The sequence below is a fragment of the Roseococcus sp. genome (assembly GCF_965227005.1).
Taxonomy (GTDB): Bacteria; Pseudomonadota; Alphaproteobacteria; order Acetobacterales; family Acetobacteraceae; genus Roseococcus.
Map to the genome: position 1 here is coordinate 36,596 of NZ_CBDDFJ010000032.1, position 18,975 is coordinate 55,570.

19 protein-coding genes are annotated in these 18,975 nt (G+C 70.2%); 5 read left to right on the forward strand and 14 right to left on the reverse strand.

Features of this window, described 5'->3' with window-relative positions:
- Nucleotides 1-79: 79 nt before the first annotated feature.
- Genes ACO057_RS15665 through ACO057_RS15675 form a run of 3 tightly spaced genes read right to left on the reverse strand, consistent with a single transcriptional unit; the run spans nt 80 to nt 3,733 of the window.
- A complete protein-coding gene (locus tag ACO057_RS15665) occupies nt 80-1,135 on the reverse strand; it encodes an SDR family oxidoreductase (protein WP_421993383.1) in 1,056 nt (351 codons plus the stop codon).
- A gap of 7 nt (nt 1,136-1,142) precedes the next feature.
- Nucleotides 1,143-2,471: a TldD/PmbA family protein gene (locus tag ACO057_RS15670; RefSeq protein WP_421993385.1), complete on the reverse strand. Its 1,329-nt coding sequence runs from the start codon at nt 2,469-2,471 to the stop codon at nt 1,143-1,145.
- Entirely contained in the window at nt 2,468-3,733 is a 1,266-nt protein-coding gene (locus tag ACO057_RS15675) for a M16 family metallopeptidase (RefSeq protein WP_421993387.1), read from the reverse strand. Before ACO057_RS15675 ends, ACO057_RS15670 begins: the two co-directional genes overlap by 4 nt.
- Nucleotides 3,734-4,028: 295 nt before the next feature.
- Here ACO057_RS15675 and ACO057_RS15680 point away from each other — a divergent pair, with 295 nt between their 5' ends.
- The gene (locus tag ACO057_RS15680; protein WP_421993389.1) at nt 4,029-5,159 is read left to right on the forward strand and encodes an acyltransferase family protein; all 1,131 of its coding nucleotides are present in this window, start codon (nt 4,029-4,031) and stop codon (nt 5,157-5,159) included.
- Between the two features lie 9 nt (nt 5,160-5,168).
- On the opposite strand, the gene thrC is transcribed toward ACO057_RS15680, so the two are convergent.
- Nucleotides 5,169-6,578: a threonine synthase gene (gene thrC / locus ACO057_RS15685; RefSeq protein ID WP_421993391.1), complete on the reverse strand. Its 1,410-nt coding sequence runs from the start codon at nt 6,576-6,578 to the stop codon at nt 5,169-5,171.
- A 170-nt stretch (nt 6,579-6,748) separates the two neighbouring features.
- Between thrC and aqpZ the strand changes: the two genes are divergently transcribed.
- Both aqpZ and ACO057_RS15695 read left to right on the forward strand, forming a co-directional pair.
- Nucleotides 6,749-7,453 carry an aquaporin Z gene (gene aqpZ, locus ACO057_RS15690; RefSeq protein WP_421993393.1) on the forward strand — a complete coding sequence of 235 codons (705 nt, stop codon included), beginning with the start codon at nt 6,749-6,751 and terminating at the stop codon, nt 7,451-7,453.
- 68 nt (nt 7,454-7,521) lie between these two features.
- Complete coding sequence (locus ACO057_RS15695; RefSeq protein ID WP_421993395.1) at nt 7,522-7,989, forward strand: nuclear transport factor 2 family protein; 468 nt, start codon at nt 7,522-7,524, stop codon at nt 7,987-7,989.
- Nucleotides 7,990-8,035: 46 nt separating this feature from the next.
- On the opposite strand, the gene ACO057_RS15700 is transcribed toward ACO057_RS15695, so the two are convergent.
- The 3 genes from ACO057_RS15700 to ACO057_RS15710 all read right to left on the reverse strand — a co-directional run bounded on the left by ACO057_RS15700 (nt 8,036) and on the right by ACO057_RS15710 (nt 11,062).
- On the reverse strand, nt 8,036-9,202 hold the full coding sequence (locus ACO057_RS15700) for an alpha-hydroxy acid oxidase (RefSeq protein WP_421993397.1): 1,167 nt from the start codon (nt 9,200-9,202) through the stop codon (nt 8,036-8,038).
- A gap of 79 nt (nt 9,203-9,281) precedes the next feature.
- A complete protein-coding gene (locus ACO057_RS15705) occupies nt 9,282-10,166 on the reverse strand; it encodes a polysaccharide deacetylase family protein (protein WP_421993399.1) in 885 nt (294 codons plus the stop codon).
- Nucleotides 10,163-11,062: a polysaccharide deacetylase family protein gene (locus ACO057_RS15710; RefSeq protein WP_421993401.1), complete on the reverse strand. Its 900-nt coding sequence runs from the start codon at nt 11,060-11,062 to the stop codon at nt 10,163-10,165. The genes ACO057_RS15705 and ACO057_RS15710 overlap by 4 nt, the downstream gene beginning before the upstream one ends.
- 131 nt (nt 11,063-11,193) lie before the next feature.
- Here ACO057_RS15710 and ACO057_RS15715 point away from each other — a divergent pair, with 131 nt between their 5' ends.
- On the forward strand, nt 11,194-12,615 hold the full coding sequence (locus tag ACO057_RS15715; RefSeq protein WP_421993403.1) for an amidase: 1,422 nt from the start codon (nt 11,194-11,196) through the stop codon (nt 12,613-12,615).
- 33 nt (nt 12,616-12,648) lie between these two features.
- On the opposite strand, the gene ACO057_RS15720 is transcribed toward ACO057_RS15715, so the two are convergent.
- Both ACO057_RS15720 and ACO057_RS15725 read right to left on the reverse strand, forming a co-directional pair.
- The gene (locus ACO057_RS15720) at nt 12,649-13,614 is read right to left on the reverse strand and encodes a Bug family tripartite tricarboxylate transporter substrate binding protein (RefSeq protein WP_421993405.1); all 966 of its coding nucleotides are present in this window, start codon (nt 13,612-13,614) and stop codon (nt 12,649-12,651) included.
- Nucleotides 13,615-13,646: 32 nt separating this feature from the next.
- Nucleotides 13,647-14,045 (reverse strand): GFA family protein, encoded by a 399-nt coding sequence (locus ACO057_RS15725; protein WP_421993407.1) that lies wholly within the window; start codon nt 14,043-14,045, stop codon nt 13,647-13,649.
- Between the two features lie 173 nt (nt 14,046-14,218).
- On the opposite strand from ACO057_RS15725, the gene ACO057_RS15730 reads away from it, so the two are divergent.
- Nucleotides 14,219-15,139: a hypothetical protein gene (locus ACO057_RS15730; protein WP_421993409.1), complete on the forward strand. Its 921-nt coding sequence runs from the start codon at nt 14,219-14,221 to the stop codon at nt 15,137-15,139.
- 3 nt (nt 15,140-15,142) lie between these two features.
- Here the strand turns inward: ACO057_RS15730 and ACO057_RS15735 are convergent, their stop codons facing one another.
- From ACO057_RS15735 to ACO057_RS15755, 5 genes are all read right to left on the reverse strand, one after another.
- Entirely contained in the window at nt 15,143-15,598 is a 456-nt protein-coding gene (locus ACO057_RS15735; RefSeq protein WP_421993411.1) for a MaoC family dehydratase, read from the reverse strand.
- A 62-nt stretch (nt 15,599-15,660) separates the two neighbouring features.
- Nucleotides 15,661-16,227 carry a hypothetical protein gene (locus tag ACO057_RS15740; RefSeq protein ID WP_421993413.1) on the reverse strand — a complete coding sequence of 189 codons (567 nt, stop codon included), beginning with the start codon at nt 16,225-16,227 and terminating at the stop codon, nt 15,661-15,663.
- Entirely contained in the window at nt 16,119-16,547 is a 429-nt protein-coding gene (locus tag ACO057_RS15745) for a hypothetical protein (RefSeq protein WP_421993415.1), read from the reverse strand. The genes ACO057_RS15740 and ACO057_RS15745 overlap by 109 nt, the downstream gene beginning before the upstream one ends.
- Before the next feature lie 18 nt (nt 16,548-16,565).
- Nucleotides 16,566-17,759, reverse strand: a complete 1,194-nt coding sequence (gene ftsY, locus ACO057_RS15750; protein WP_421993417.1) for a signal recognition particle-docking protein FtsY — start codon at nt 17,757-17,759, stop codon at nt 16,566-16,568.
- Entirely contained in the window at nt 17,759-18,964 is a 1,206-nt protein-coding gene (locus ACO057_RS15755; RefSeq protein ID WP_421993419.1) for a MiaB/RimO family radical SAM methylthiotransferase, read from the reverse strand. The genes ftsY and ACO057_RS15755 overlap by 1 nt, the downstream gene beginning before the upstream one ends.
- Nucleotides 18,965-18,975 lie beyond the last annotated feature (11 nt).

Consider the following 18,975-nt stretch of genomic DNA (forward strand, 5'->3'; position numbering starts at 1 on the left):
GTCGTTCTCCCAGCTGGCCCTCTACGGGGCCGATTATCTCTTGGAGATCATCCCCAGGATCGGATCCGCCGCAAGGGTTTCAGCGCGGCGGCAGGATTCCGGCCGCGCGATAGCCCTCGATCTGGCCGGAGAACATGGTCCAGCTGTTCACGAAGCCCTGGAAACCGGCCTCGCGCGCGGCGGTCATGGAGCAGAGCACGTCGTAATCCATGCCCATGAAGAAGTCGAAGAACGCCCAGCTCGCGACCTGGTCCAGCGGCAGGGCGAGGCCGTGCCGCGCGCGGATCCGCTCCCAGACGGCCTCCTTGCCCGCGCTCCATAAGGTCATGGAGCGGACGTTCACGCCCCCCGGCCGGCAGCCGAATTGCGCGGCCAGGAAGGGCCAGAGGTCGCACCAGCGGAAGGCGTCGCCATTGGTCATGTTGAAGGCGCGATTGGCGCAGCGCGGCTCGCCGAGCATCCAGAGCACGCCCTCGGCGAGGAAGGTCGCGTCGGTCACTTCGTGCAGCGCGCCCCAGGTGTCGGGCGTGCCGGGGAAGTCGAAGGGCTCGTCCAGCTCGCGGCAGAGGGCGGCATAGGCGCCCAGGGTCGAGACCATGTTCCGCGCGCGGCCGGGTGCGACGTCGAGCACGAAGTTCGGCCGGCTTGTGGACCAGACCCAGGCCTTGCCGCGCTGCCGTTCGGCGATGAAGTCCTGCTGGTCGTAGTAGAAATTCGGCGGCGGATGACGCGGATCGTCCTCGCGCGAGGGCGTGCGATAGGCGCCCAGATGCATCCCGTACCACTTCGCCCCGTGGATGAGATGGACATGCGCGAGGCGCGGCAGACTGGCCTCGGCCGCATCCACGAGGTTGCGCAGCATGCGGAGGTTGCCGGGCACGTCCTCCACGCCCGTCTCGCCATGCGGCGCGCGCGAGGCATAGACGATGCGGGAGATGTCGGGCCGCGTGGCCAGAGCCTCAGCCAGGCGCGGCGCGTCCTCCAGATCGGCGGCGATCCAGGCCTCCTCACCGGGCGGCCTGCGTCGGGAGAGCCCGACCAACGTCTGGCCCGGCTGGGCCCTGCCTCGCTCCAGGATGCGGCTCGCCGCCGCACCCGTCGCCCCCACGATCAGCGTGACGCGCGTGTTGTCCATCCGGGGATCATGACCCGGCGAGGGTCATCCCGTCGATGCGGATGCTGGGCGCGTCCGTGCCGCGCTTGTAGACGAGATCGTCCGCCGCGGTCATGGCGAGGAACATCTCGGGCAGCTTGCCGGCGATGGTGATCTCGCTGACCGGCTCGGCGAGCTGGCCGTCGCGGATCATGAAGCCGGCCGCGCCGCGCGAGTAATCGCCCGTGATGCCGTTCACGCCCATGCCGATGAGCTCGGTGATGTAGAGCCCCTCGCGGATATCGGCCATCAGCGCCTCGGGCGAGAGCGTGCCCGGCTGCAGCCAGAGATTCGTCGGCGAGGGGCCCGGCGGGCCGCCCGTGCCGCGCCCGGCGTGGCCGGTGGTGGTCATGCCCAGCTGCTTCGCGCTGCGGCCGTCGAGCAGCCAGGTGGTGAGCACGCCGTTCTCGACCAGCGCCCGGCGCTGGCCGCGCTGGCCCTCGCCGTCGAAGGGACGCGAGCGCATGCCGCGCGGACGCAGCGGGTCGTCCGTCACCGACATGGTCGTGGGCAGGATCTGCTGGCCCAACGCGTCCTTGAGGAAGGAGGTGCCGCGCGCGATGGAGGCGCCGTTGATGGCGCCGATCAGGTGGCCCAGCAGCGAATTCGCCACGCGCGGATGATAGATGACGCTGAGCATCGTGCTCTTCGGCCGCGTCGGGTTGAGGCGGGCCACGGCCTGCTCGCCGGCGCGGCGGCCGATGGCGGCGGCATCCTCGAGATCGGTGAGAAAGGCCGCGCTGGAATAGTCGTAGTCGCGCTGCATGCCCGTGCCCTCGCCGGCGAGGGCCGTGGCGGAGACGGAATGCGACGAGCGCGTGTAGCTGCCGAAGAAGCCGCGCGAGGTGGCCAGCGCGCGCGAGCCGCGCGACCATCCGGCCGAGCCGCCCTCGCTATTGGTCACGCCCTGGACGCCCAGCGCCGCCTCCTCCGCGACCGCCGCGCGGGCGAGCAGGGCATCGGCATCGGGCTCGGCCTCATCGGCGAGGTCGAGCGGGCCGGCATCGATCGGCTCGGGCGCGTCCAGCAGCGTGGCGTAGCCGTCCTCGGGCACGACCTGCGCCATGGCGACGGCGCGCTCGGCCAGGGCCGCGAAGCCCGAGAGCGAGGCGTCCGTGCCGCTGACGATGGCCATCCGGTTGCCGAGGAAGACGCGCAGCCCGATATCGGTGCTCTCCGAGCGCTCCAGCTGCTCGATCTGGCCGAGCCGGCGCTGAACGGCCAGCGAGGCCGAATGCACCAGCAGCGCATCCGCCTGCTCCGCGCCGGCCTTCCGCGCCGCGTCGAGCAGCGCAGCGAGCGTATCGTGATCGCTCATGCCGCGAGCTTCTCGGCGATATCGGCCAGCGTCGGCACCTTGCCGATCGGCCCCAGCGTGGCCAGCGTCGGACGGCCCTTGAAGAGCCGCACCGCCGCGCGCTGGATGTCGTCCACCGTCACCTCCGCGATGCGCGCCTTGGTCTCCTCGACCGGGATCACGCGGCCATGCACCTGCAGCTGCCGGGCGATCTGCTCGCAGCGGCTGCCGGTGCTCTCCAGCGACATCAGCAGCGAAGCGCGCAGCTGGGCCTTGGCGCGGTTCAGCTCGTCCACCGTGACGTCGAGCTGCACGCGGCGCAGCTCCTCGACCGCGACGGGGACCAGCTCGGCCACCTGGTCCTCGCCCGTGCCGGCGTAGAGCGCGAAGACGCCCGTGTCGTGATAGGGGCTCGCGAAGGAATAGATCGAATAGACCAGCCCGCGCTTCTCGCGGATCTCCTGGAAGAGGCGCGAGGACATGCCCCCGCCCAGCAGGGTGGAGAGCAGCTGCGTCGGATAATGGTCTCGATCGGTATAGGTCGCGGAGGGGAAGCCGAGCACGATATGGACCTGGTCCAGGTCGCGCTCCTCGCGATATTCGCCGCCGGTGTAGTTCGCGGCTTCCGGCTCATGCGGCGTCACGGTCGGCAGGTCGCCGAAGTGCTGGTTCACCAGTGAGAGCAGCTGCTCGTGCTCCACCGCTCCGGCGGCCGCGACCACCATGCGCGAGGGGCCGTAATGGCGCGTCATGTAGTTGGACAGCACGTCGCGCGGCATCTTCTCGATGATCTCTTCCGTGCCCAGCGTGGGGCGGCCCATCGCCTGGTCCGGGTAGCAGGCGTGCTGGAAGTGATCGAAGACGATGTCGTCGGGCGTGTCGTTCGCCTGGCCGATCTCCTGGAGGATCACGCCGCGCTCGCGCTCCAGCTCCTCGGGGATGAGGGTGGAGTGGCAGAGGATGTCGCCGATGATGTCGGCCGCCAGCCCCGTGTCCTCCTTGAGGACCTTGCAGTAATAGGCCGTCTGCTCGCGCGCCGTGTACGCGTTGATCTGACCGCCCACATCCTCGATCTCGCGCGCGATCGCCGCCGCGTCCCGCCGCGCCGTGCCCTTGAAGGCCATGTGCTCGAGGAAGTGCGAGGCGCCGTTCTCCACCGCCGTCTCGTTGCGCGTGCCGGCATGGACATAGGCGCCGATGGAGACGGTCTCGACCCGCGGCATAGTGTCGCTGACGACGAGGAGGCCGCTGGGGAGGCGCGTGACGCGGACGGAATCGGTCATATCGGGAGGGGGGCTTTCTGACTGGTCAGGCTCGGGTCATTCCTAGCCCGCTTCGGCCCGGGCCGAAACCTTGGGCGTGGCGTGGCCTGCCCCTCTGATATCGGGTGCCGCGCCCCGGCGTTTCAACCTTCCCGATGCGGCAATGGCGCAACCCCGGCCCGTCTTCGCTGTTGCACAACGGGACGGCGGGCCATCGGCGGCCGTCCCTTTCCGCGTGGCTGCCCCCGAGGACCGCGCCCCATTTGCGTCGCAAAGGCATCGCCCTCATGCCTTGGGCCGGTCGGATCAGGGTTTCATGTCGACACGTTCTCCACGCCTGATCGAGCTCGATTCCCTGCGCGGCATCGCGGCCCTCATCGTGGTTCTGCACCACGCCTACCTCTCCCTTCCGGATCTGCCGGGGTGGCTGCATTGGACCTTGGATGCCACGCCGCTTCGCCTCATCGGGAAGGGCCGGCCGGCGGTCATCTTCTTCTTCGTTCTCAGCGGCTTCGTCCTCTCCCGCGCACTGATCGCGCAGGAGGCCGCGCGCCCCGGCAGCGTGCTGAGCGCCCCCGGCTGGGCGCATTACGCAAGCCAGCGCGCATTGCGGCTGGGCCTGCCGGTTCTCGCCTCGCTGGTGCTCTCGGCGGGGCTGCAACTGATGCTCTGGGAGGGACCGTTGCCGGCCGAGACGCCGGGCCTCGTCGGCGCCGCGACGTGGTCGAGGATGTGGAGCTGGAAGGGCTTCACCGAACAGGCCCTGCTGCTGAGCTCGGGCAACGGCTACCAGCTCAATCCCGTGCTCTGGAGCCTCGTGCACGAATGGCGGATCAGCCTGCTGCTGCCCTTCGTGCTGGTCTTCCGCGGCCGGCTGGCGATGCTGATGGCAGTGGCGCTGGTGGGCGCGGCCATCGCGCGGCTGGCGGGCATGCCCGAGGGCGACGTGGCCCTGGGCAGCAGCCTGCTGAAGACCTTCGCGGCAACGGCGGGTTTCCTGCCGGCCTTCGCGGCCGGGGCCGCGCTGGCGCTCGGCCGCGTGCCCCGGCTGGACCGCGGCCAGGCGCTCGCGGCAGGCATCGCGGTGCTGGTCATGGCCATGGCGGCGCATGACTACGGCGTGATCCTGGCCTCGGTGCTGCTGATCCTGCTGGCGCAGCGGGACGGCCCCTTCGCGCGGGAGATGCGGCGGCCGTCGCTGGTCTGGCTGGGACGCGTGTCCTTCAGCCTCTATCTGGTCCACATGCCGTTGCTGGCGGCGGCGACGCACCTGCTGCGCGAGCAGGACGTGCCGGAGGTGGCCGCGCTGATCGCCGTGGCGCTGTCCTTCCCGGCGGCGGCGCTGATGTGCCGCTGGGTCGAGATGCCGGCGCACCGGCTGGCGCGGCGGATCCGTCCGCCGGCCACGCGGGCGCCGGCGGGCCTGCCCACCGGCGCTCTGCGATAAGGCGTCGGCTCAGGCCTCGGCGGTGTTCCGCCGCGCATGGGCACGCACCTGCGCCTCGACATCGGCCAGGGCGTTCGGCAGCACGGTGAAGCGCTCCTCCCGCGCATAGAGATCGGCCAGGGCCGGCGGCAAGGGCGGGCGGATGCCCGTGGCGCGCTCGACCGCGTCGGGGAATTTCGCGGGATGCGCGGTGGCCGCGATGATGACGGGCATCCGGGCGTCGAACAGCAGGGCGCGGGCCCCGGCGGTCGCGACCGCGGTGTGCGGATCGGCCAGATAGCCCACCTCGCGATACAGATGCGCGATCTCGGCCAGGGTGCCGGCATCGTCCAGCGTGAAGCCGGTGAAGAGCTTCGTCGCCTCGCGCCAGGCCGCGTCGGGGACGGGCATGCGGCCGGTGGCGCGGAAGGCCGTCATCTGCGCGGCGGTGGCGGCGGGATCGCGGCCCAGCAGCTCGAAGAGCAGGCGTTCGAAATTGCTGCTGACCTGGATGTCCATCGAGGGCGAGAGCGAGGGCTCCACCGGCCGGGCCGTCATGTCGTTGGCGGCGAGGAAGCGCGCCAGGATGTCGTTGCGGTTCGCGCCGATCACGAACTTCGCGATGGGCAAGCCCATCTGCTTCGCCGCCCAGGCCGCCAGCACATTGCCGAAATTGCCGGTGGGCACGGAGACGGCCACCTCGCGATCCGGCGCGCCGAGGTTCAGCGCGGCATAGGCGTAATAGGGGATCTGCGCCGCGATGCGGGCCCAGTTGATGGAATTCACCGCCGCCAGCCGCATCTCGCCGCGGAAGGGCGCGTCCACGAACATGGCCTTCACCAGGTCCTGGCAGTCGTCGAAGCTGCCCTGGATGGCGATATTGGCCACATTGGGCGAGAGCACCGTCGTCATCTGCCGGCGCTGCACCTCGCTGGTGCGGCCCTCGGGGTGGAGGATCACGATGTCCACCGCCGCGCGGTCGCGGCAGGCCTCGATGGCCGCGCTGCCCGTATCGCCGCTGGTGGCGCCGACGATGGTGATGCGCTCGCCGCGCTTGGCCAGGACATGGTCGAAGAGGCGGCCGAGCAGCTGCAGCGCCATGTCCTTGAAGGCGAGCGTCGGGCCGTGGAAGAGCTCCATCGCGAATTCATTGGTGCCGATCTGCACCAGCGGCACCACGGCCGGATGGCGGAAGCCGGCATAGGCCTCGCCGGTCAGGGTCCGCAGCTCGTCCAGCGTCAGGGCGTCGCCCACGAAGCGATGGATCAGCCGGGCGGCGAGCTCGGGATAGGGCAGGCCGCGCAGCGACCGCCATTCCTCGGGCGTCAGAGCCGGCCAGGATTCCGGCATGAAGAGCCCACCATCCTCGGCGAGGCCGGCGAGCAGGACATCCTCGAAGCCGCGCGGGGCGGCTTCTCCACGGGTTGATACGTAGCGCATGGGCCCTGTTTAGGTCGTTGCGGCGCGGCGCGGTAGGCCCTCCCCAGCCCACCATCCCACGATCGGAATTTTCCTTCCCTCGGCATAGGAAATGACCTACCGATAGGACGTTACTTACCTGATTGTTGAATTCTTCTGAATTTACCTTAGGGAAAGGGAGTGGCAAAATAATGGAAATCACAATCCAGCGACGGCTTATGGCCGAATTCATCGGAACCTTCTGGCTGGTCTTTGGAGGCTGCGGCGCCGCCGTCTTTTCCGCCGCCTTCCCCCAGCTCGGGATCGGCTTCCTCGGCGTGTCCTTCGCTTTCGGCCTGACCGTGCTGACGATGGCCTATGCGGTCGGCCATATTTCCGGCGGGCATTTCAATCCGGCCGTCACGCTGGGCCTCTGGGCCGCGGGCCGCTGCCACAACGGGCATGTCGTCCCCTATATCATCGCACAGGTGGTGGGCGGCCTCGTCGCCGCCGCGGCTCTCTGGGCGATCGCCTCGGGCAAGCCGGACTGGATCCCGGGCGGCTTCGCCTCCAATGGCTATGACGCGCTCAGCCCGGGCAAGTACAGCATGGCGGCCTGCTTCCTGGCCGAGCTGATCCTGACCTTCATCTTCCTGATGATCATCACCGGTACCACCTCGAAGGGCGCGGCCGTCGGCTTCGCGGGCATTCCCATCGGCCTGGCGCTGACGCTGATCCACCTGATCTCGATCCCGATCACCAACACCTCGGTGAATCCCGCGCGCAGCACGGCGCCGGCGCTCTTCGCGGGCGGAGAATATGTCAGCCAGCTCTGGCTGTTCTGGGTGGCGCCGATCGCGGGCGCGCTGATCGCGGGCCTCGTGGCCCGGGTCCTCTACGAGCATCCCGACCGTTGATGCCGAAGCCCGCTTCGGCGTGCTAGCCTGCCCCCTGGCCGGGAACCTCCGGCCAGGGAGGACCTAAAATGAAGATGAACCGTCGCCATATGGCCGCGCTCGGGGCCGCCACGGCCGTTGCCGCCGCCCTGCCCGCCATCGCCCCCGCGGCCTTCGCCCAGACCGCCGACGACCGGGCCGTCGCCCACGCCGTCGAGGCGCTGACCCGGGCCATGCTCACCCCCGACCGCGCCGCGCTGGAGGCGCTCGCCCATGACTCGCTGAGCTACGGCCATTCAGCCGGGCGCATCGAGAACAAGGAGCAGTTCGTGGGCAATCTGGTCGGGCGCGGCAATCCCTTCGGCGAGATCAACATCAGCGACCAGACCATCGTGGTCGTAGGGGACGACGCGATCGTCCGCCACAACTTCACGGGCAACACCACGGGCGGCGGGCGCGTGACACCGGTGCGGATCGGCATCCTGCAGGTCTGGAAGAAGCAGGGCGCGAATTGGCGCCTCTTCGCGCGGCAGGCCTTCACGCGGCCAGCCGCCTAGCCGCAACGCATCCGGGCAGCGTCCGCGCGGCCCGGATGCGTAATTTTCAGCCGACGCCGCTGGTCCGCAGCAGAACCTGCGGGCCGAGTTCGTCCAGCGTGTTCACGCCGAGCAGCGCCATGTCGCGGTCCAGCTCGCCCTTCATCAGCCCGATGGCGTGGCTGATGCCCTCCTCCTGCGCGACCGAGGCCGCGTAGAGCATCGGCCGGCCGACGAAGCAGAAATGCGCCCCCAGCGCGAGGGCCTTCAGCACATCCGTGCCGCGCCGGATGCCACCATCCAGCATCACCGTCATCTGGCCGGAGGCCGCCGCGATCTCGGGCAGGACGCGCAGCGTGCCGGCCGTGCCGTCGAGCTGGCGGCCGCCATGGTTGCTGACGACGATGCCGTCCGCGCCCTCGGCCTCGGCGCGGCGCGCGTCGTCGGGATGCATCACCCCCTTCACGACCAGATGGCCCGGCCAGCGCTTGCGGATCAGCGCCAGGTGCTCCCAGTTCAGATGGTCGCGGGCGGTGAAGTCGCGCAGCACGTTGCTCGCGAGAATCGGCGCGCCGCGTTCGGCGAAGCTGTTCTCGAAATGCGGCATGCCGTGCTTGTACCAGGTGTAGAGGAAGGACCCGAAGGTCCAGCGCGGATGCAGCATCCCGTCCCAGGCCAGGCGCAGCGAGGGCTTGAGCGGCGTGGAGAAGCCGTTACGCACGTTGTTCTCGCGGCTCGGCAGCACGGCGGTGTCCACCGTCACCAGCAGCGTGCCGAAGCCCGCGGCGGCCACCCGGTCCACCAGCGCCTCGACGCGGGAGGAATTGCCGGGGAGATAGGCCTGGAACCAGGCGTCGGGATTGGCCGCGATCACCTCCTCCATGCGGATCAGCGAGGAGCCGGAGAGAATATAAGGAACATTCGCCGCCTTGGCGGCCAGGGCCAAAGCGACGTCGCCGCGATAGGCGACCAGTGCCGCCATTCCCATGGGCGCGATGCCGAAGGGCGCGCTCCATTCCTGGCCGAAGACCTTGCGCTTGAAGCTGCGCGGCGAGACGTCGCGGAGCACGCGCGGGAGGAAGTGGAATTCCGAATAGGCCTTGGCGCTGTCCTCCAGCGCCGCGTTTCGCTCCGTGGCGCCCGAGATATAGCCGAAGATCGGGCGCGGCAGGCGGCTGCGGGACAGCGCCTCGAAATCATCGAGGCAAAGGGCGCGTTGGGCGATGGTGCTCATGGCGCGGGACTGTAACGTCTGGACGATTACGCGCCAGACGGTGCGCGCGAAATTGAGAGGGGACGCATCCCCCTCGCCGTCACGGCGGGTGGTTGGCGATCCAGTGCCGCGCGATATCCCCGCGCCGGCACACCCAGACCTGCGGCTGGTTCTTCACCCAGTCGAGCAGCTTCGCCAGCCCCGCCGCCCGGCCGGGATAGCCGATGATGCGGTTGTGCAGCCCGACGCTGAGCATGCGCCCGCCCGGCTCGGCCAGCATCAGCTCCACCGCGCCCTTGATGTACTGGAAGAACTCCTCGCCCGCCGTCAGCGCCGCGCGCTGGAAGCGGATGTCGTTATGCGCGAGGTTGTAGGGCAGGACGAGGCGGGGCCTGCCGTCGAGATCCGCCCAATAGGGCAGCTCGTCGTCATAGGCGTCGCTGTCATAGAGGTAGCCGGCCTCGGCCAGCAGCCGGCGCGTGTTCAGCGAGGGCGCGTAGCGGGTGTACCAGCCCAGCGGCGCCGCGCCGGTGACGCGGGTGATGATGGCGGTGGCGTCGGCGATGCGCTGGCGCTCGACCGCCTCCTCCATGCCGATATGCATCTCCCACTTCCAGCCATGGCCGCAGAAGTCCCACCCCGCCTCGCGCATGGCCGCGACGGCCTGGGGCGTGCGCTCCAGCGAGCGGGCGACGGCGAAGACCGTGCAGGGCAGGTCGCGCTCGGTGAAGAGGCGGTGCAGCCGCCAGAAGCCCACGCGGCTGCCATATTGGAACATGCTCTCGGCGCCGAGGTCGCGGCCCTTGACCGGCGCCGAACTGCCCTCGGTGAGCGCGTTTTCCGTGCGCGGATCGCCGTCGGGCACGCTCTCCTCGCCGCCCTCCTCGTGGTTGATGACGAAGTTGAGCGCCAGCTTCGCCCCGCCCGGCCAGCGCGGATCGGGCGGGTTGCGGCCATAGCCCTCGAAGTCGCGCGGGTGGCTCATACCTCGGAACCCGGCACGATGCCGCGCGGCAGGCCCGCCACATATTCCGCCAGCTCGCCCGGGCGCGTGACCCAGAGCTGGTCCCGATGCGCCATGATGTGGCGCAGCGCCTGGCGGAAGGCCTTGAGGCGATGCGGCTGGCCCAGGATGAAGGGATGCAGCACCACGCTGCACACCAAAGGCCGCTTCTCGGACTGGCGCAGCAATTCGTCGAACTGGTCGATGATCATCTCGGCGAATTCGCGCGCGCTGTGCTGGCGGGCGATGAGCGCCGGGCTATCGTTGATCTCGACCGAATAGGGGACGGAGAGGATGGGGCCGGCCCGCGTCGTCATCCAGAAGGGCTGGTCGTCCGCCGGCCAGTCCATCACATAGGCGAAGCCCGCTTCCCGCAGCAGGTCGAGCGTGACGTTGCTCTGGGCGATATAAGGACCGAGCCAGCCCAGCGGCGGCTTGCCGGCATGCTGCGCCAGGATGTCGCGGCTTTCGACGATGAGCCTGCGCTCGTCCTCCTCCCAGAGGATGTCCTGCCGCTCGGAATTGCTGCGGCCATGGCCGATGAACTCGTCGCCCCGTGCCCGCAGCGCCGGGCCGATCTCGGGGCAGGCTTCGAGCGCCGCGCTGTTGATGTTGTGCGCGGAGGGAATGCCGAGCTCGTCCAGCGTGTCGAGCAGGTTCCACAGGCCCACGCGGTTGCCGTAGTCGCGCCAGGCGTAGCTGCGCTGGTTCTGCACGGGGTTGAGCCCCGTGCTGTCCGAGCCCATGCCCGCCCGGAAGGCGAAGTGCTCGATATTGTTGACGACCAGCAGCGCGAGACGCTTGCCGCCGGGCCACTCATAGGTCGGCCGGCTGGGGATCGCGCTGTGCGCGTAACGGTGATGGGCGGGGAGCTTCATGGGACCGGATGCTGCTCCGCGAATCCCATTGATTCAACCCGTCCGCGCGCGGCTTCGATGCGGTCCGTTTACGGGGCCGCCGGTCTGTATCAAGAATGCGCCCCTCACTCCTTCAAGGGCCGTTGACCTTCATGGCATCCACTCCGCTCTGGCAGCTTTCCGCCACCGAACTCAGCAGCCGGATCCAGTCCGGCGAGATCAGCGCGGTCGAAGCCGTCCGCTCCTCGGTCGAGCGCATGCACGCGGTCAATCCGGGCCTCAACGCCGTCGTGACGGACCTCTCGGCCAGCGCGCTCGAGCGCGCCGCCGCGCTGGACGCCGCCACCGGACCCAAGGGGCCGCTGCACGGCGTGCCCGTGACCATCAAGATCAACATCGACCAGAAGGGCGAGGCGAGCTCCAACGGCGTGGTCGCGCTGAAGGATCTCGTCGCGCCGGACGACGCGCCGCTGGTGAAGAACCTGCTCGATGCGGGCGCGGTCGTGATCGGCCGGACCAACGTGCCGGAGTTCTCGCGCCGCTGCGACACGGACAACCCGCTCTTCGGCCGCACCTGGAATCCCTGGGGCAAGCATCTCAGCGCCGGCGGCTCCTCGGGCGGCGCCGGCTCGGCCGTGGCGGCGGGCATCGGCGCGCTGGCGCATGGCAACGACATCGGCGGCTCGCTGCGCTTCCCGGCCGCCGGCAATGGCGTGGTGACGGTGAAGCCGGGCATGGGCCGCATCCCGGTCTACAACCCCTCGGCGGGGGCCGAGCGCGGCATGCTGGCGCAGCAGATGTCGGCGCAGGGGCTGCTCGCCCGCTCGGCGCGCGACCTGCACCTGTCCATGCCCACGATGATCGCCCCCGATGCGCGCGACCCCTTCCACGTGCCCCTGCCCTGGCGCGGCCCGGCGCTGGAAGGCCCCCTCAAGGTCGGCTTCAGCCTGGAAGCACCCGACCTGCCCCTGCACCCCGAGGTGGAGAAGGGCGTGCTTGCCGCGAAGGCCGCGCTGGAGGAGGCGGGCTACGTCGTGGAGGAGGTGACGGCACCCTCCCTGCGCGAGATCCAGTTCGACGGCCGCAGCGCGCTGATGACCGAGAGCTTCGCCCTGATGGCCGAGGACGTCGCGAAATACGGCTCGCCCGCCATCGTCGCCGTCTTCGAGGAGAATTACCGCCGCTCGCCGCGGGTGGAGATGACCAAGCTGATGGAGCTGCTGGCCAAGCGCACCTTCTATGCGCGCCAGTGGTCGGTACTGATGGAGGAGTATCCGCTCTTCCTCTCGCCCTTCCACCCGCTGCCCTTCTACGCGCCGGGCCGCGACGCGGAGGGCCCCGAGGGCCTGCGCGAGACCATCGGCCAGGCGCATTGGTCCACGGTCGGCAACTACCTTGGCCTGCCGGCCGGCAACATGCCCGCGCGCCTCGCCGAGTTCCCCGAGGGACCGAAGCCGGTCAGCGTGCAGATCCTCGGCCGCCGCTGGCGCGAGGACCTGGTGGTCGATGCCATGGTCGCCATCGAGGACCGGCTGGGCACGCTGTCGAGCCAGCTCTGGTCGCGCATGGGCTGATGCGCCAGCGAGGGGGCGAAAGCCCCCTCGCCCCTATTCGATCTTCACGGCCGCCGCGCGCACCACCGGCGTCCAGCGGTCGTATTCCTCGCGCACGAAGCGGTCGGTCGTCGCCGCATCCATCCAAATGGGCTCGCTGCCGAGATCGGCGAGGCGCGTGCGCATCTGCGGCGTGTCCAAGGCCTCCTTCGAGATCTGCGACATCTTCTGGACGATCGCATCCGGCGTGTTCTTCGGCGCGAAGAGCCCGGTCCAGGAGCGCACCGCGTAATCGGGCACCCCGCCCTCGGCCACGGTCGGCAGGTTGGGCCGCAGGCTCACGCGCTGGCCGGTGCAGACGGCGATGATGCGGACCCGGCCCGCCTCGGCCGGCGGAATCACGGTCGGCAGGTTCATGAAGCCGAGCTTGATGGTGCCGCCGATCAGGTCGGCCAGGACCGGCCCGCCGCCGCGATAGGGCACATGCGTCATGTCCAGCCCGGTGCGCAGGCGGAAGAGCTCGCCCGCCAGATGGTTGGACGACCCCACGCCCGAGGAGCCGAAGCTCATCCCGCCCGGCAGCGTGCGGATATGGGCGATCAGCTCGGCCACGTTGGTCGCCGGCACGGAGGGGTGCACCGCGACCACATTGGGCACGTCCACCCACATCGCCATGCCATGGAAGGCCTCGCGCACGTCATAGCCGAGATCGCCCGAGATCAGCGGATAGAAGACGTGGTTGGAGGCGGAGGAGACGAAGAGCAGGTTGCCGTCCGGCCGCGCCCGCATCGCCTGCCCCATGCCGACCGAACCGCCGCCGCCGGGCTTGTTGTCGATCAGGAAGGGCTGACCGGTGCGGGCCTCGAAGCCGGGCGCGAGCAGCCGCGCCACGATGTCGTTCGAGCCGCCGGGCGCCCAGGGCACCAGCATGGTGACGGGCCGGTTCGGCCAGGCGTCCTGCGCAGAAGCCAGGGCGGGGGCGAGCAGCGCGGGGGCAGCCAGCAGGGCGCGACGCTTCATGGGTTCGTTCCTCGGTTTCTTGGACTTATGTACTATTTGAAGGAAGCTTCGGACGCCTCCGGCAGTATCTGCTTGGGATCGTACCAGGAGGCCGCGTCGGACCGCCAGATGTGGCCCTCGGCCCGCATCGTCACCGGTGTATCGAGGCAACCCAGGCGCAGAAGGATCTGGCTTCGCGCCGGCCGCTCGGCGAAGACCTGGGAGCCGCAATTGCGGCAGAACCGGCGGAACTTCCCCGGCGAGGATTCGAACTCGCCGAGATCGGCCTCGCCGCGCAGCCAGCGGAAGGCCTCGCGCGGAACCGCCATCACGCTGGAGAAGGCCGCGCCATGCGCCTTGCGGCAGGTCCGGCAATGGCAGTGGACGATGGGCCCGGGCGGCGCGTCCACCTCATAGGCGACGGCCCCCCAAAGGCAGCTTCCCGTGAGCATCCGGCTGACCTTCCTGATTTGTGTGATCCTCGCGACACCCTGACGCAATGGTTGCGCAAGTCCAGGCGCGTGCCACCGATGGTGCATGGCGGATCCCCGGCACCCGCGTTAAGCTTTCCGACACGTTGAGACAAAAGAGAGACAAGATGCGCGCAGCCCCTCTGTTAGTCCCTTTGGCCGTCCTGACGGGATTGCTGGGCGCCTGCGCCGCCAATCAGGGCATCCGCTCCGAGGGGGGCGACGTCTTCGTTCTCGAGACCAGCGGGCTGAGCGGCTCGCGCGCCGTCGAACGCGGCCTGACCGAGGCGCGGGACTTCTGCGCGGCCAATGGGCGGCAGTTCGTCGCGCAGGACAGCCGGGTCGGCTCCAGCCTCTACCAGCTTCAGTTCCGCTGCATCGCGCCCTATGGCGTCGGGCGCGCCGGCGGGGTCGACCCGCTCCTGGCCGCCGCCGCCACGCCGGTCGTCACGACCAGCGAGGCGCCGCGCCGCCGCCGCGTGACGCGCCGCGCCAGCGCGACCGACGCCTATGTCCCGCCCGCCGCGGAGACCGCCCCCTTGGCGGCTCCCGCCCGCCGCCGCACGCGCCGCATCGCCCCCGCGGCCGAGCCGACCACGGCGCTCGATCCGATGCCGGTGGCCTCGGCCTATCCCTCGCGCTTCGCCCGGCCCGATCCGGTCGCGCAGGAGCCGCAGGCCCTGCCGCCGGTCGCAACCTCGCCGCTCTTCAATCCGCGCGGCGCAAGCTTCCCCGCCCCGGTCGCCGTCCCCGCGCGTCGTTTCCCGGCCGATAACGGGCCCTTCACGCCCATCGAGCAGGCGGCCGTGCCGCAGCCCGTGGCCGCGCAGCCCATGGCCCAGCCCGTCGCCGCGCGCGCGCCGGTCAGCGACGCGCTTCCGCCGATCGTGCTGCCGCCCGCCGCCCCGGCCGCCGGGACCGGCTATGGCGCCGCGCTGCCCAGCCCTCAGGCGCTGCCGTCCGCCAGTTCCGCGCTGGCGCCGATCGCGAGCCCGGTCCGGCCGATGCCGGCGGCGGTGCCCGCCGCCAATCCGAACATTCCGCCGACCGGCTTCTTCAGCGGCGCCGGCCGGTAGCGCTCAGTCGTAAACCTGGCTGAGCGTCTCGGCGACGAGGCAGGGGCGCGGGCTGCCCTCCAGCTCCATCTCGTTCTCCACGGTCAGGCGCACGCCGCCCTGGATGGGGTCGCAGGCCTTCAGCGTGGAATGCAGCCGCACGCGTGAGCCCGAGGGCACCATCGCCGTGAAGCGCACCTTGTTGGTGCCGTAGTTGATGCCGCGCGACTTGTTCTTGATCGTGTAGATCATCGGCCCCATGCGCGGCAGCAGCGAGAGCGTGAGGAAGCCGTGGGCGATGGTCTTGCCGCCGGGCATTTCCTTCTTCGCGCGTTCGACGTCGATATGGATCCACTGGTGATCGCCCGTGGCCTCGGCGAAGAGGTCGATGGTCTTCTGGTCGACGGTGAACCACTCGCTGGTGCCGAGCTTCTTGCCGACCCAGTTCGCCATGTCGGCGGGCTTCTCGATTTCGAGCATGTCGTTCCTTCCCAAGGGCGTTCCGCGCGAGCTTGCCGCGAGGAAATGGGAACGACCAGCCCTCAACGGCGGATCGGCGGAAGCTCCAGGTGGGGCACCGTGTCGAGGACCGCCGGCTTGCGCTGCGCGGCCTTATAGCGCTCGGTCAGATAGGCGCCCGTGCCGATCGCGACGAAGGCCCCGACGAAGATCACCAGTCCCATCCGCCAGGCCGCCCATGGGTTGGGGGGAATGATCGCCGGCTGTGCCGTCCAGCCGCTCGCCGCGACCGTGCGGCGCGCGGATTCCTCCAGCCCGGCGACGATCCCCGAAAGCGGCGCCTCGGGCCTTGGGCCCTCATGGCCGTGCTCGGAGACCACCCGATAGGTTCCGCGCTCCAGGTCGAGCTCGGCTGAGAGGGCGCCGCCCTCGTGATAGCGCCGGAAGTCGAAGCCGACGCGGCGCGGGCCGGGGAAGTCGATGGTCGCGTCCCAATCGGTGTTCCAGAGGTCCAGCACGACACGCCCGGTCGGGACGTCGATCACGCGCGGGGAATAGACCCATCGCGAACTCCCCCATTCCACGGCCTCGACCTCCACGCGGATCGTACCGTCCGGCGAGACGCGCAGGATCGGGGGCGGCTGCGGCACGGCCGATGGTGGCGGGGCTGCGGCGGCTCCCGGCGCAGGAGCCGCCGCAGCCCGAAGCCGATCGCGAGGCCCAGCGCGCTGCCGATCAGCCAGGGCAAAGCCAGGATCGAGCTGATGAGCATGAAGCCATAGACGGCATTGCCCAGCCCGTAGCGGGTGGGCAGCGTGATGCTTTCCCATAGGATGACCGCCACATAGACGATCAGCGGCGAGACCAGCCAGAGCAGGATCGTCCGCCCCAGCCAGCGTCGTGGAACCAGCAGGATCAGGAGGGCGAGCGCGGCAATCGCGAGGCCGATTTCGGCCCAGATATTCCCCAACGCCTTCCCCTTGGGAGGTCAGCCCTCCAGGCCGACGAGGCTACGCGCGAAATCCCTCGCCTCGAAAGGCCGAAGATCGGCGGCCTTCTCGCCCACGCCCACGGCATGGACCGGCAGGCTGAATTCCTGGGCCAGGGCCACCACCACGCCGCCCTTGGCCGAGCCGTCGAGCTTGGTCACCACCAGGCCGGTGATGTTCACCATCTCCTTGAAGACCTTCACCTGGCTGACGGCGTTCTGGCCCGTGGTCGCGTCCAGCACGAGGATCGTCGAATGCGGCACGGCCTCGTCGCCGCGCTTGAGCACGCGCACGACCTTGCGCAGTTCCTCCATCAGGGCGGTCTTGTTGTGCAGCCGCCCGGCGGTGTCGACGAGGAGGACGTCGATGCCCGCCTCCTTCGCGCCCTTCAGCCCGTCGAAGGCGAGGCCGGCGGCGTCGGCGCCCATCTTGGCCGGGGCCACGACATGCGCGCCGGTCCGCTCGCCCCAGATCTGGAGCTGCTCGACGGCGGCGGCGCGGAAGGTATCGCCCGCGACCATCCAGACCTTCAGCCCGTCGGCGCGATACTGCTCGGCCAGCTTGGCGATGGTGGTGGTCTTGCCGGTGCCGTTCACGCCGACGACCAGCACGACATGCGGCGCATGGCGCGGCTCGATGACCAGGGGCCGGGCGACGGGGGCGAGGATGGCGGCGATCTCATCCGCCAGGGCCGTCTTCACCTCCTCGTCCGTGACCTCGCGGCCGAACTTCGTGCGCCGGAAGCTCTCGACCACGCGGCCGGCGGCCGAGACGCCCAGATCGGCGGCGATCAGCATCTCCTCCAGCTCCTCCAGCGCCGCATCGTCCAGCTTGCGCTTGAGGAAGACGGTGCCGATGGCGTCGGTGAGCTTGGCCGTGGAGCGCGACAGCCCCGCCTTCAGCCGGGCGAAAAAGCCCACCTTGGGGGCTTCTTCCGGCGCCGCTTCCACGGCTTCCGAGCGGGCCGGATCGGGGATCTCCGGCTCGCGGATTGGCTCGGGCGGGATTTCCGGCGTCGGCGGCTCGCGCACCGGTTCCGGCTCGCGGGGCGGCAGCTCGGGCGGGGGCACCGGCTCGGCCGGCGGCTCCTGCACCGGGGGGATGATCTCCGGCGTCGAGGGCGGGGGGATGTCGCTCGCCCGGTTCTCGGCGGTCTTGCCGGTGAGTTTTCCCCAAAGATCGCGCAACGCCATCAGGCTGCCTCCTCGGCGGTGAGCATGCGGCCGTCGGAGGCCGTGATACGGGCGCGCAGCAGCCGGCCGCGCGCGGCGCCCGCCAGCCGGACGGGCGCGAAATGCGGGGTATGCCCAATGCCGTCGGCCTCCATCAGCACCTCCTCGACCTCCCCGATGCGGGAGGCGAGGAAGCGCGCGCGCTCGGCATCGCCCGCCAGGCGCAGCCGCGCGGCCCGCTCGCGGCGGAGCGGCATCGGCAGTTGCGGCATGCGGGCCGCGGGCGTGCCGGCGCGGGCGGAATAGGGAAAGACGTGCAGGAAGGCGAGTTTCGCCTCCGCCACCAGATCGGTCATCGCGCAAAGCTGCTCCTCCGTCTCGGTTGGGAAACCGGCGATGAGGTCAGCCCCCAGCGCCACGTCCGGACGTAACGCGCGAGCACGGGTGAAGAGTTGCAGCAGGTCGGCACGGGAATGGCGGCGCTTCATGCGCTTGAGGATCAGGTCATGGCCATGCTGGGCCGAGAGATGCAGATGCGGCATCAGCCGCGCCTCCTCGGCGAAGACAGCCCAGAAGTCCTCGTCCAGCGCGGCCGGGTCCAGCGAGGACAGGCGCAGGCGCGGCAGTTCCGGCACCTCGCGCAGGACGGCGCGGATCAGCGCGGCGAGCTCCGGGTGGCTGGCGAGGTCCACCCCGGTCAGCACCACCTCGGCATGGCGGGTGGCGAGGTCACGCACGGCGGCGACGGCCTCGGCGACGGGCATGGCCCGCGCCGGTCCACGCCCCTGGGGGATGATGCAGAAGGTGCAGGCGTGGTCGCAGCCCTGCTGGACGGCGAGGAAGGCGCGCGTCCCGCCGCCGGCCGCGAGGCCCATCGGCATGTCGCGGCGGATGGGCACCACGGGCGCGGACCAGGCCGCGGGGTCCAGCTTCTGGCCATTGCCGATGACGCGGACCACGCCGGGCAGCTCCGCCCAGGCGGCCGGCGCGATCTGCGCGGCGCAGCCGGTGACCAGGATGGGGCGGCCGGGCTGTTCGCGAGCCGCGCGGCGGATGGCCTGGCGCGCCTGGGCCTCGGCCTCGCCGGTCACGGCACAGGTGTTGACGATGAGGGCATCGGCGAAACCGGCGCGTGCGGCGAGGGCGCGCATGGTCTCGCTCTCGGCGATGTTGAGCCGGCAGCCGAAGGTCAGCGTCTCGGCGGCATGTTCGCCCGGCCGATTCACGCCGCCGCGCC